Annotated in this window: 11 protein-coding genes; 6 read left to right on the top strand and 5 right to left on the bottom strand. The window is 65.0% G+C overall.

The genetic code is table 11. The features are described 5' to 3' along the window. The first annotated feature begins 327 nt into the window (after nt 1–327). Both CRT23_RS04915 and CRT23_RS04910 read left to right on the top strand, forming a co-directional pair. The gene (locus CRT23_RS04915) at nt 328–1,188 is read left to right on the top strand and encodes a PAS domain-containing protein (RefSeq protein ID WP_103708835.1); all 861 of its coding nucleotides are present in this window, start codon (nt 328–330) and stop codon (nt 1,186–1,188) included. A 148-nt stretch (nt 1,189–1,336) separates the two neighbouring features. After that, nucleotides 1,337–2,500 (top strand): GGDEF domain-containing protein, encoded by a 1,164-nt coding sequence (locus CRT23_RS04910; protein ID WP_103708834.1) that lies wholly within the window; start codon nt 1,337–1,339, stop codon nt 2,498–2,500. A 354-nt stretch (nt 2,501–2,854) separates the two neighbouring features. On the opposite strand, the gene CRT23_RS04905 is transcribed toward CRT23_RS04910, so the two are convergent. The 4 genes from CRT23_RS04905 to CRT23_RS04895 all read right to left on the bottom strand — a co-directional run bounded on the left by CRT23_RS04905 (nt 2,855) and on the right by CRT23_RS04895 (nt 6,193). Next, nucleotides 2,855–4,150, bottom strand: a complete 1,296-nt coding sequence (locus tag CRT23_RS04905) for an aminotransferase class I/II-fold pyridoxal phosphate-dependent enzyme (protein ID WP_055952109.1) — start codon at nt 4,148–4,150, stop codon at nt 2,855–2,857. Nucleotides 4,151–4,184: 34 nt separating this feature from the next. Then, complete coding sequence (locus tag CRT23_RS04900) at nt 4,185–4,607, bottom strand: response regulator (RefSeq protein WP_055952112.1); 423 nt, start codon at nt 4,605–4,607, stop codon at nt 4,185–4,187. 62 nt (nt 4,608–4,669) lie between these two features. Then, nucleotides 4,670–4,843, bottom strand: a complete 174-nt coding sequence (locus CRT23_RS28360) for a hypothetical protein (protein WP_181017255.1) — start codon at nt 4,841–4,843, stop codon at nt 4,670–4,672. A 69-nt stretch (nt 4,844–4,912) separates the two neighbouring features. Next, the gene (locus CRT23_RS04895; RefSeq protein WP_103708833.1) at nt 4,913–6,193 is read right to left on the bottom strand and encodes an O-acetylhomoserine aminocarboxypropyltransferase; all 1,281 of its coding nucleotides are present in this window, start codon (nt 6,191–6,193) and stop codon (nt 4,913–4,915) included. Between the two features lie 392 nt (nt 6,194–6,585). On the opposite strand from CRT23_RS04895, the gene CRT23_RS04890 reads away from it, so the two are divergent. The 3 genes from CRT23_RS04890 (at nt 6,586) to CRT23_RS27690 (ending at nt 11,631) form a co-directional block, all read left to right on the top strand. After that, entirely contained in the window at nt 6,586–7,794 is a 1,209-nt protein-coding gene (locus tag CRT23_RS04890; RefSeq protein ID WP_103708832.1) for a CHRD domain-containing protein, read from the top strand. 122 nt (nt 7,795–7,916) lie between these two features. Further along, nucleotides 7,917–9,236 carry an MFS transporter gene (locus CRT23_RS04885; protein ID WP_181017254.1) on the top strand — a complete coding sequence of 440 codons (1,320 nt, stop codon included), beginning with the start codon at nt 7,917–7,919 and terminating at the stop codon, nt 9,234–9,236. Nucleotides 9,237–9,291: 55 nt separating this feature from the next. Beyond that, nucleotides 9,292–11,631, top strand: coding sequence for a restriction endonuclease (locus tag CRT23_RS27690; RefSeq protein WP_146056324.1), 2,340 nt, complete (start codon nt 9,292–9,294; stop codon nt 11,629–11,631). A gap of 17 nt (nt 11,632–11,648) precedes the next feature. Here CRT23_RS27690 and CRT23_RS04880 read toward each other — a convergent pair whose 3' ends face one another. Then, the gene (locus CRT23_RS04880) at nt 11,649–12,074 is read right to left on the bottom strand and encodes a CoA-binding protein (protein ID WP_103708831.1); all 426 of its coding nucleotides are present in this window, start codon (nt 12,072–12,074) and stop codon (nt 11,649–11,651) included. Between the two features lie 154 nt (nt 12,075–12,228). Here CRT23_RS04880 and CRT23_RS04875 point away from each other — a divergent pair, with 154 nt between their 5' ends. Beyond that, nucleotides 12,229–12,669, top strand: a complete 441-nt coding sequence (locus CRT23_RS04875) for a PaaI family thioesterase (RefSeq protein ID WP_103708830.1) — start codon at nt 12,229–12,231, stop codon at nt 12,667–12,669. The last annotated feature ends 114 nt before the right edge of the window (nt 12,670–12,783 follow it).

Raw genomic sequence — 12,783 nt, 5'->3', positions numbered from 1 at the left:
AGCGGGCGGACTTGGCGATGCATCGTCCAGACGTCGCGGCCGGGGGTCGAGACTTCACGGGCCTCTCCGCCCGCCTCGAGGCCGCGGACACTCGAAACGCGTCGCGCGTTCGCACCCGAATGCACGCGAGCCCGCGGTTTTCCGTGCCGATGCCAGTCGCAGTGACTAAAAATCGTCCCGCGATAAGGGTGCTTGTGAGGCGACAACGGAGATTACAGAAGTAGAAAGGCTGTTTGAGATCAGGAAGAGCCAAATTCGTTCACTTGTGGTTGCATGTATTCGTGCCTCATCTGATTTGCGGACCCGCTCGATTGATGACATTATCATTTGAAAGTTTTAGCGGGCCATGAGGATCTGCACGTCGACAATCTCAAGTTCTCTCCAGCCCAGTTTTTAAACCTCATCGAGAGCCACGGTCTGACGGGCACCTGGGGGTGGCATTTCGCCGAGAACCAGCACGTCTGGTCGTCGGGCCTGTACCATCTCCTCGGCGTCGATCCCCGGACCACGCGGCCGAGCTACGATCTGCTGGTCGGGCTCGTCCTGCCGGAGGATCGGGGGAAGCTGGAGAGCGGCACCGACCTGATGCAGGGCACCTCCCTCGGCAGCCAGACGGTGCGGTTTCGCCGGCCCGACGGCGCGATGCGGGTGTTGTCGGTGCGAAACGAGATCTACTTCGACCCGGACGGGCACCCGCGCGGGGCCGCCGGCGTCGTCCTGGACGTGACGGACCACGAGAGCCTGCGGCAGGCGCGCCTGGCCGACCAGCGCCGCAGCCGGGTCCTGTTCGGGGAGGGGGGCGCGCAGAACCAGTTCGGCGAGACCGCACGTCAGTTCACCGCGTCGTTGGATTCGAGCCTTGCAGAGCCGGATTGGGCCGGATTCACCCCGCCGCTGGAGGCGACCACGCCGGCGCCCGGCATGCCGTTCGACGAGGGCCTCGACCCGCCGATCGACGGGCGCCACCTGCGCGCCGCCCGCGCCCTGCTGGACTGGTCCATGTCCGATCTCGCCCAGGCGTCCGGCCTGTCCCTGTCGACGGTGAAGCGCATGGAGGAACAGCTCGACGCCACGGCCCAGCAGTCCCGGCAGAAGGCGGTCGAGACCCTGCGCAAGGCCGGGATCCGGTTCTCCCGCCTGGATGGCGGCGTGATCGGCATCGGGCTGCGGGAATCCGCGCCCTCCTGACGGTGCCCGGGCGCCGCCGACACGGCCAAGGGGCCCCGGCGCGCCGGGCGGCGCTTAACCTTGCGCGAACCATGTCGACAATCGGCATGGAACCATAAGGGACCTGACAGATCGCAGCCGTTAAGCTTGGCCCCAGACAGGCGAAGCGATGCAGATCGATCTCCAAACCCTCTGGTACCTGACGGTCGGGACGCTACTGGTGTCGACGTCCCTCCTGCTCTGGGAACGGCAGGCCCACCCGGCGCGCGCGCGCGGCCTCGCGATCCTGGCCGCCGGGCTCGTGGCCTTCGTCCTGGGCTGCGTCGTCGCCATGAACCGCCGGCACGTGCCCGTCGCCGTCGGCATGGGAGCGACCAACCTCCTGATGATGTCGGGCTACCTCCTGGTCCTCAACGCGGCGGCGAGCCTCGACGGTCGGCGATACCTCCGCGCCTCCCTCATCGCCCTGGCCGCCCTCGCGGTCCTGTGGGCGGTGGCCGGAGCGCACTTTCCCACCGCCTTCTGGAACCACGTCTCGGCCCTGCCGATCGCGCTGGCCTCCGGCCTGACCGCGTGGCTTCTCCTGCGCAGCCGCACGGCTCGGGGCTTGCGATCCCGGCCGGTGGCGGTCTCGATCCTGGCCTTCCACGCCGCGTTCTATCTCGGGCGCGCCTTCGTCGTGCCGCTCGTGGTCCAGTGGTCCGGGCCGGAGATGCTCGCCATCGTGGCCAAGGCGACGATGTTCGAGGCCGTGCTGTATTCGGTGGCGATGCCAATGTCGTTCCTCGCCCTCGTGCGCGAGGAGGAGAAGCAGCACCTCCTGCGCCTGTCGCACACGGACCAGCTCACGGGCCTGGCGAACCGCCACGCCTTCTTCGACCAGGGGAGTCGGATCCTGCGGGAGCGGCAGGGCCGCCCCGTCGCGCTCCTCGCCTTCGACCTCGACCACTTCAAGGCGATCAACGACCGCCACGGCCATCCGGCAGGGGACGAGATCCTGAAGCTGTTCGCCGAGACCGCCCGTGCGGGCGCGGGCCCCGACGCGCTGCTGGTCCGCCTGGGCGGCGAGGAATTCGCGGCGCTGCTGCCCGACTGCGACCGGCACCAGGCGCTGAGCCGCGGCGCCCTGATCGCCAGCCGCTTCACCGCGGCGGCCGGGCGGGCCGAGGGCCCCGGCATTCCCGCGACGGTCAGCATCGGTCTCGCGGCGCCGGACCGCAGCGACCTGAGCGCGATGCTGGCCAGCGCCGATGCGGCCTTGTACCGGGCCAAGGGTCTCGGCCGCAACCGGATCGAGGCGGCGGCCCCGCAGGCGCTCTCCGCCGCGGCCTGAGACCCGGCTCCAGCGCCAAAACCGCCGCCCTCGTCCGTCGTCCGTGACACCGCCAGGGCTCGGCCGGCGGCCGATTCCTGTGCCGGGACGCGGGAGCGGGACCGCTCGCAGCCGCAGCAGGCACGCCTGGCCGAGCCGCGGCGCCGGTCAGCGACCCGTTTCGCCAGGGCCGCGAACAGGCGATCGACGGCCGCCCCCTGCGCGCCGCGCACGCGCTGGTCTGGTCGATGACCGACTTCGCCGTGGTGGACGCCCCGCGCCGGTGCGGCATCCGCGTCTGCCCCGATGGAGGGCGGCATCATCGGCGTCGACGTGTCCTGAGGCGCAAGGCCCTCCGGAGGGGAGGGGCGGGCCTCAGCCGAGTGGTGCCAGGGCCTGCTCGACGTCGGCGATGAGATCCTCGACGCTCTCCAGGCCGATCGAGAGGCGCACCGTCTCGGGGCCGACCTTGGCCGCCGCCTTGTCGGCGGGGGCGAGCTGGCGGTGGGTCGTGGTGGCCGGGTGAATCGCCAGGGACTTGATCTCGCCGATGTTCACCAGGTGCGAGATCAGCTTCAGCCCCATGATGAACTGGACCGCCGCCGCCTCGCCGCCCTTGAGCGCGACCGTGAAGATCGAGCCCGGACCCTGCGGCACGTAGCGGGCGGCCATGGCTTCGCCCTCCTGGCCCGGAAGGGCGGGGTAGCTGACCCAGGCCACCGCCGGGTGGTCCTTCAGGAAGGCCGCGACGGCGCGCGCGTTCGAACAGTGCCGCTCCATGCGCAGCGGCAGGGTCTCGATGCCGGTGAGCGTCAGGAAGGCGTTCATCGGCGACAGGCCAGGGCCGAGCTCGCGCATGCCGAAGACGCGGCAGGCCGAGGCGAAGGCGAAGTCCGGGAAGCGCTCGGTGAGCACGAGGCCGTCATAGTCGGCCCAGGGCTCGCTCATCAGGTTGTAGCGACCGGGGATCGCGGCCCAGTCGAAGCGGCCCGCATCGCAGATCACGCCGCCGATGGTCTGGCCGGAGCCGCCGAGGAACTTCGAGGTCGAGTGGATGACGATGTCGGCCCCGTGCTCGATCGGCCGGATCAGGGCCGGGGAGGCGAGGGTGTTGTCGACGACAAGCGGCAGCCCGTGGCGGCGCGCGACCTCGGCAATCCCGGCCAGGTCCATCACGGTGGCGCAGGGATTGACGATGGATTCGCAGATGATCGCCCGGGTCTCCGGGGTGATCTCGGCCTCGAAATCGGCCGGGGTCAGGCCCTTGGTGAATTGCGGCTTGAGGTCGTAGCGCCCGTCAAGGCGGTTCATCAGGCCGAGCGAGCCGCCGAAGAGCCGCGAGGAGGCGACGTAGGCCTCGCCGCTCTTCATCAGGGTCATCAGCACCATGAGCACGGCCGACTGGCCCGAGGCCACCGCCACGGCGGCCTTGGCGCCTTCCAGGGCGGCGACGCGGCGCTCGAGGGCGGCCACCGTCGGGTTGGAGCCGCGCGAGTAGGAGAACCCGGTGCGGCGCATGGCGAAGATGTCCGCCGCCTGCTGGGTGTCCTCGAAGACGAAGCCGTTGGTGAAGTAGATCGGCTGGGCCCGGGCGCCGGTGGCGGGGTCGGGGGCGGCGCCGGCATGGATCGCCTGGGTCGCGAAGCGATGGGTCTGGGTCTCGGTGGCCATCGGGGCCTCCCGTCTGTGAAGGTCGGGGGAGTGGTCAGGCGGCGCGGCGGGCGAAGGCGCGCAGGGTCCGGACCAGGGTCGAGGGCTCGTAGGGCTTCGGGATGAAGCGCGCCCCGTCGGGCATGTCGTGCGGGCCGGGCGTGCCCATGCCGGAGACGACGAGGACCGGGATGCCGGGCCAGCGATGCGCCACGAGGCGGGCGAGGGCGAAGCCGTCCATGGAGCCGCGTGGCATGTCCACGTCGGTCATCAGCACGTCGACGTCGCCGCGGCTCTCCAGCACCGAGAGGGCGTTGTCGGCGTGGCTCGCCTCCAGCACCTCGAACCCGGCATCCACGAGGGTGTCGGCGGCTTCCATCAGAAGCAGGCCGTCATCTTCGACGAGGAGCACGACGGGCAGGTCTGTCGACGCCTGCGGCTCCGGGGAATCTTGCCTCTCTGGCGGGTTCTGCGTCATCGGCGGCCGGACGATCTCGCGACAGGGGTGAGACGGGGGCCTATGCCCCGCCGACGGTGTCGTCAATAACGGCCGGTGTCGCGCGTCCGTTTCACCGGGGCGGCCAGGCGCCGCTCCGGCATCCCGGGGGCGAAGGCCACCGCGAGCCCGACCAGGGCCGCCAGGATGGCCAGGAACGCCAGTCCGTCGCTGATCTGTTCCACGTACGCCCAGTCCATCGAAGCCAAGGCCGACATCGCCACCTCCGGTGATCGCGACCCGAGCCTCGGCCCAACGTGGTAAAGGGAAGGTTAACACGGCCCCGCTCAGGCGTTGAGCGCGGCGTCGAGGTCGGCGATCAGATCCTGTGGATCCTCCAGGCCGACCGAGAGGCGCACCACCTCGGGCCCGGCGCCGGCGGCGATCCGCTGCGGATCGGTGAGCTGGCGGTGGGTGGTCGAGGCCGGGTGGATGATGAGCGAGCGGGTGTCGCCGATATTCGCCAGGTGCGAGAACAGGGTCAGGTTCGAGACCAGCTTGACGCCCGCCGCGTAGCCGCCCTTCAGCCCGAGGGTGAACACCGCGCCGGCGCCGTGCGGCGTGTAGCGCCGGGCGAGCTGATGATACCTGTCGGTCTCCAGCCCCGGATAGCTTACCCAGGCCACCGACGGGTGGCTCTGCAGGAAGGTCGCCACCGCCAGGGCGTTGTCGCAGTGGCGCTGCATCCGCAGCGGCAGGGTCTCGATGCCCGACAGGAGCAGGAAGGCGTTGAAGGGCGCCAGCGCCGGCCCGAGGTCGCGCAGGCCCAGCACCCGCACGGCGATGGCGAAGGCGAAGTTGCCGAAGGTCTCGGCCAGCACCTTGCCGGCATATTCGGGCCTGGGCGCCGACAGCATCGGGAAGCGCGCGTCGCCCGCCCACGGGAAGGTGCCGCCGTCGACCACGAGGCCGCCGATGGAGTTGCCGTGGCCGCCGAGGAACTTCGTCGCCGAGTGCACGACGATGTCGGCCCCGTGCTCGAAGGGGCGGATCAGGTAGGGGCTGGCCATCGTGTTGTCGACGATGAGCGGCAGGTTGTGGCGCTTGGCGATCTCGGCGAGCGCCGCGATGTCGGTGATGACCCCGCCCGGATTGGCGATCGACTCGCAGAAGATCGCCTTGGTGCGCGGCGTGATCGCCCGCTCGAACGAGGACGGGTCGTCGGTCTGGGCCCAGACCACGTTCCAGCCGAAGTTCTTGTAGGAGTGGTTGAACTGGTTGATCGAGCCGCCGTAGAGCCGGTCGGCCGCGATGAACTCGTCGCCCGGCTGCATCAGGGCGTGCATCACCAGGAACTCGGCAGCGTGGCCCGAGGCCACCGCCACGGCGGCGGTGCCGCCCTCCAGGGCCGCGACCCGCTCCTCCAGCACCGCGTTGGTGGGGTTGGTGATGCGCGAGTAGATGTTGCCGAAGGCCTCGAGCCCGAACAGCGAGGCGGCGTGCTCGGCATCGTCGAACACGAACGAGGCGGTCTGGTAGATCGGCGTGGCGCGGGCGCCCGTGGTCGGGTCGGGCACCGCGCCGGCATGGATGGCCCGCGTGTTGAAGCCGGGCAGACGATCGGTCATCGAGAAAAACCTCCCGGGCCCGCCGGCCCGCACACGCCTGTGGTCTCGTGCCCGTCCTCTACGCCCCGCCGGACGGCGGCGGAAGAGGACAGCATCCGCTGAAACGAACGATGGTTCTTTATGCCGGACGTGCCGGAGGGTCAAGGCGCGACGGGCCGGCGCGACGCCGCGCCCCGGCCGCGGAAGCGTCCACTTTCACACCGTCTTCGTGCTGCAATGCAAAAGCTTTGCCGCAGAACGAATACAGTTATGCATTGATCTGTTTTAATAACCGCCTCGGAAAAAGGTACAAAACATCGCGCCGTAATAGAAACCACGCAAAAATAGCCATAGGTTAATGCGGGCCACGGGGTGGGCAAATCTAGTGCCTCCTCCCGCATGGAGGAAAGCCCATGGCAACGAATACTCAGAACAACACAAGCTCTGCCATAAGCGCCGCCCTGATCGACGAGCAGAACCTGCTCTCCCTGCTCGCCCCCTACACCCTCGCGCCCACCGGCACCGGGCCGCTCGCCCCGGAGAACCCGGCGATCAACGCCCTGGCGGAGGCCACCGGGACGGTGGTCGCCCAGCTGGTGCCGTCGAACAATTCGGGGGTCAGCGGCGAGGCGATCCTCCACCTCGACAGGGCGGCCGGCCGCGTCAGCCTCGACGTCATCGCCAGCGGCCTGACCCCGGGCCAGATCCACCCGCAGCACATCCACGGCTTCGACAACGACGCGCCGTCGCTCCTGCCCAACATCACCCTCGATGCCGACCGCGACGGCTTCGTGGAGGACCCGGAGGGCGCGCCGGTGGTGGCGCCCGCGCTCCTCAGCGGCACCGTCTCCGGGGCGGTGACCGACGTGGAGATCTCCACCGACTTCCCCAGCGCCGACGCCAACGGCAACCTGCGCTTCCACCAGGACTACCAGTTCAACCTCGCCGACCCGAACCAGGCGGCGATCTTCGAGAACCTGGAGCAGCGCCTCGCCGGGCGCGAGTTCCAGATCCACGGCCTCGCCGTGGCGGCCGGGGAGGGCGCCGGCACCGGCAACGAGGTCGACGGCAGCGACGGCTACAAGATCGCCCTGCCGGTGGCCAACGGCATCTTCCTGCCGCTGGCGGCGGTGGAGCAATCCGTCGCCGACCTCAGCGAGACCTACCGGTTCTACAACGCCACCAGCCAGGACCACTTCTTCACCAACAGCGCGGCCGAGCGCGACCAGCTCCTCCTCGGCGCCTCGGGCTACCGCTACGAGGGGGTTGCCTGGGAGACGCCCGCCGACGGCCTCGGCACGGTGGACGTGTTCCGCTTCTACGACACGCAGAACGGCACGCACTTCTACACGGCGAGCACCACGGAGCGGGACCAGCTCCTCGCCAGCGCGCCGAGCTTCCACCTGGAGGGCGTCGCCTTCCAGGCCTATGCCGACCCGGCCGTGGCCGGCACCGGGGCCGAGACCGTCGAGCGCTTCTACAACACCGGCTCGGGCGCCCACACCTTCACGGCGGACCCGGGCGAGATCGCCGCGATCCGCGGCGGCCAGGCCGGGGCGAACTGGGTCGACGAGGGCCAGGCCTTCACGGTCCACGCGCCCCTGAGCGAGCTGCACGCCTGAGCGCCGATCCGGCGGGCGGACCCGTCCGGGCCCGCTCGCCCCCCGGAAGGCAAGTGTTCCGCGCCCGATCCCCAGCATTCGGCGCTATCCTGCCGGTCGAAGCTGAGCTATGGCCCCACGCCATGAGCCAGACCGCGACCCGCCCGACCCTCGCCAGCCCGACCGCGGCGCCCGAAACCGTGCCGGCGGCGCGAATTCTCATCGCCAGCTTCGTCGGCACCGCGATCGAGTTCTACGACTTCTACGTCTACGCCACCGCGGCCGCCCTGGTGATCGGGCCGATCTTCTTCCCGCCCGGCGATCCGGCGGTGCAGACGCTGGCCGCCTTCGCCACCTTCTCCATCGCCTTCATCGCCCGGCCCCTGGGCGCGGCCTTCTTCGGCCATTTCGGCGACCGGGTCGGGCGCAAGGCGACCCTCGTGGCCTCGCTGATGATCATGGGCCTGTCGACGGTGCTGATCGGCTGCCTGCCCTCCTACGCCACCGCGGGCTGGTGGGCGCCGCTGGCCTTGTGCGTCCTGCGCTTCGGCCAGGGCGTCGGCTTCGGCGGCGAGTGGGGCGGGGCGGCCCTGCTGGCGGTGGAGAACGCGCCGCCGGGCCGGCGCGCCCTCTACGGCATCTTCCCGCAGCTCGGCGCCCCCGTGGGCTTCATCACCGCCAATCTGGGCTTCCTCGGCCTCGCCCTGGCCCTGAGCCCCGCCGACTTCCAGGCCTGGGGCTGGCGCATCCCGTTCCTGGCCTCGGCCGTGCTCGTGGGCGTCGGGCTCTATGTCCGCCTCAAGCTCACCGAGACCCCGGTCTTCAAGGCCGCCCTGGCGAAGGCCGCCCCCGAGAAGGTGCCGCTGGCGGTGATCTTCACCAAGTACCTCCGTGCGACCCTGCTCGGCACCTTCGCGATGGTGGCCTGCTACGCGGTGTTCTACCTCTCCACCGTCTTCGCCCTGAGCTACGGCGTCTCGACGCTCGGCTTCACCCGGCCGACCTTCCTGCTCTTCGAGTGCGTGGCCGTGCTGTTCATGGGCCTCGGCATCCCGCTCTCGGGCTGGGCCGCCGACCGCTTCGGACGCCGCCCCGTCCTGCTCTCCGGCCTCGTCTTCACCGCCAGCCTCGGCCTGCTGATGGGCCCGATGCTCGGCAGCGGCCAGGGCGGCCTCGTCCTCGGCTTCCTGTGCCTCGGCCTGTTCGCCATGGGCTGGCTCTTCGGCCCCATGGGGGCGCTGCTGCCCGAACTCTTCCCGACCCGCGTGCGCTACACCGGCGCCAGCGTGACCTACAACCTCGCCGGCATCCTGGGCGCCTCCGCCGCGCCGTACCTGGCGCAGCGGCTGTCGGAATGGGGTGGTGTGGGTTGGGTGGGGCTGTACCTGGCCGTGGCGGCGGGGATCAGCTTTGTGGCTGTGGCGCTGATGGCGGAGACCGCAGATGACCAATTGAAAAGCTGAAATATTTCATCTACCAACTTTAAGCTGAGCAATTAGAAGATGTAGAGACATTCCTTTGCCAATCAGAAAGCGGCAGATCAATGAACCCCAGGCAACCGGACCCTGGGCGGATCTAGCACTTTATAGTATCGGTTGGAGGGCGTTTCAAGATCTTTGCTCGCAGATTTGCGATGAAGTATTCAAACAACCTGTCCAAATTTACAGGGAAGCTCAAGACGGTGGTCAAGATGCTGTTTTTATCGCGGCTACACCGTCTGGACCTAAAGACGCGACTATACAGTGCAAACATTCCTCCGATCAACATCGACGGCTCAAAGTTGGCGACCTAACTAAAGAACTAATAACAGTCAAAGAGCTTGTCTCTAAACAACAGGCTGACAATTATATAATTTTGACTAGCATGAGCGTCGATGCTCCGGTAGCGGCAGCGCTTCGTGATAAATTACGAAAAGCCGGAGTGATCAAGCCAAGAGTTTTTGGAAAAGAATTCATTGTTAGAGCAATTCGCTATAACTCAAAGCTTAGAGCGCTAGTACCCCAAGTTTATGGACTTGGAGATTTAAGCACCATACTTGACAAAAGGCTTTTCGATCAGACGCGAGCCCTAATTGAAACATGGGTACCAAAGTTGAAACTATACGTTCCAACGAAATCTAATCGCTCTGCAGTCCAATCACTTACGAAAAATGGCATTGTCTTGCTGGTCGGCAATCCATCGTCTGGAAAATCAACTATTGGCGCAATACTTTCTACTATTGCCACTGGTGGCAGTGATCACGGCATCTACTATTTAACGAGCCCACGTGATTTTGAAACCAGTTGGAATCCGCATGACAAGAAACGATTCTTTTGGATTGATGACGCGTTCGGCTCAAATGTTCTGAGAGATGAGTTTGTACAGGATTGGACATCCACTTTCAGCAAAGTCGTAGCCGCAATTTTGCAAGGAAATAGATTCGTTTTTACCTCTCGTCGTCACATTTATGAAGCTGCAAAAAGTAAATTAGGCCAAAAAAACCTTCCAGTATTTTCAGATCGCTCCGCAGTTGTTGATGTTGGAGATTTATCGACAAGCGAGAAGCAGCAAATTCTCTACAACCATATCAACTTTGGCAATCAAACTCAAACCTGGAAAAGATCGGTCAAACCGTATCTTCACGCTCTTACAAATGTAACCGAATTTCTTCCTGGTATTGCGGAACGTCTCGGCGATCCGAATTTCACGAAAAGTCTTGGAACGACCGAGCATGAGCTTATGCGTTTCATGCAAGAACCTCGTGGACATCTCATTGATACAATAAACGCCTTGGACGACACGCTCCGGGCAGGTTTGATAATGATCTATGTTCATCAAGGAAGTTTTTCGTTCGACCAATCTGATAGCGATGCAAGCAAGGCCGTTGCAAAACTGCTTGCTGTACCTCTTCCAAAGGTCATGGAACGCTTTAAAGAATTAAAAGGGTCATTTATAACCGAAGCAAAACACGAATCTAAGCAAAAATGGGTTTTTTCGCATCCAACTATTTCAGATGCTTTGACAGAGATATTGAAAGGGCAATCGTTCATGATGGAAGCGCTACTACACGGCGCTCCAGTAAAAACCATCCTATCAAGCTTTGTATGCGAGGGAATCTACGGGTTCGCTGATGCCCCAACAATCCCATCACATTTAAATGACGTACTAGCAAAGCGTTTGATCGAAACTGAAGATGACTTAAGCAGTAATCGTCATCTTTTTAATTTTTTAGCATCTCGATCAAGCATGGATCTTGTCTCAAAAACTCTTCAACTTAATCCAAGCATTTTAGAGCGTAGTTCATGGAGCTTCTATAAGGCAATTCTAGATGCAAAAACAATCGTGTGCGGAAAAGCCCATACGCTCGGTTTATTGCCCGATGCTGTGAGAGATCAAATCGCGGAACAACTTGAAAACTCCGCAATAGACGATTTTGATCTTTCATTCACAGAAGATGCAAGCATATTGGGGCTAATTCCTCCACAACGATTATTTTCTTTAGGGGTGCAAATTCGATCTCAGGCTATCACTGAGTTGGCAAATCGCATCACATCAATTGAAGAAGAAGCAGATCTAATTGAAGACCCCGATAGTCATTTTGAAATAATCACTCAGAGTCTAAATGTACTTGACCAGTTTATAAATCTTGATGAAGATACTATTGCTTTAATCAAAGAAGCGCGAGACTCTATTGAAGTGTCCATCGAAATTATAACAGATAAAAAGACTGCCAAAGAACAAGAAGAAGAGGATCACTCAATAGAATGGGAGCATATGTCTGGTACAAATAAAGTTGTTCCGATGTCAGATAGAATGAAAGAAGACGGTCCAAAAATTTCCGGAAATTCGCGCTCCGTTCATGATGATTTAGACTTGTAAATCTTTCAGAGCTGGGGCTACCGAAAAATCTCAATCTTCGGACACCGATCCATCACCACCACGCATCCCTGATCCTCAGCCCGTTCCGCCGCTGCATCATCCCGCACCCCGATCTGCATCCAGATGAAGCGCGGCGGCTGGGGGAGGGCGAGGGCCTCGTCCACCACCCCACCGGCCGCGTCGGAACTGCGAAAGATCTCGACCATGTCGACGGGCTCGGGCAGGTCGGCGAGGCGGGCATAGACGGGCTGGCCCTGGAGCGTCTGTCCGGCGAGCCCGGGATTGACCGGGATCACGCGGTAGCCGCGCGCCAGCAGGAAGGCCATGACGTGGTGGCTCGCCCGGGCCGGATTGGGTGAGGCGCCCACCAGCGCGATGGTCCGGGTCTCGGTGAGGACCCGGCGGATCAGGGCGGGGTCGTAGGCATCGTGGGACTGGCGCATCCTGGATCTTGTCGGGCAAGCGGCGGCGTGCTGCAAGGCTTCGCGGGTCGTCGATCAGATTTCCGGCCAAGATGCGCTGAGTGTCCGCAAGTCGTCGCGCGGTCGTCCCGCCGCATCGGGGCGGTGGCGGCCCGGTGAACCGGAGTGTCCGTCCATGTCCGAGACCCTGCCGCAGACGCTCTCCCTGCAAGAGACCGTGGCTTTCCTCGAAACGGCCTTCCCGCAGATGGATGCCGGGGGCCGGACCTACCACCTCGTCGAGGTCGGCCCCGGCCTCGCCCGGATGCGGATGGACCACCACGAGCGCCACCTGCGCCCCGGCGGCACGGTCTCCGGCCCTTCCATGATGGCGTTGGCCGACTACGCCCTCTACGCGGCGATCCTCGCCAGCCTCGGCCCGGTGGCGCTCGCCGTCACCACCAGCCTCAGCTTCAACTTCCTGCGCAAACCGGGCCCCCACGGGCTCCTCGGCAGCGCCCGCCTGCTCAAGCTCGGCCGGCGCCTCGCCGTCGGCGAAGTCCACATCACCGGCCCGGACGGCGAGCCCCTGGTCTGCCACGCCACCGGCACCTACGCGATTCCGCCCGGCGCATGACTTCGTTGCCGGCTCGGCGCACGGACCTTCGCGGGCAGCGCGGCTCCCCCGTCCCGGCCGGAGCGGGCGCCCGTCGCGTCGGGCCGGATTTCGCCGGAGCCCCCATCCGGCGAC

It is taken from the genome of Methylobacterium sp. V23 (assembly GCF_002917135.1).
GTDB lineage: Bacteria > Pseudomonadota > Alphaproteobacteria > Rhizobiales > Beijerinckiaceae > Methylobacterium.
The sequence above is the reverse complement of the archived record's forward strand: the minus strand, read 5'-3'. Positions and strand labels throughout refer to the sequence as shown.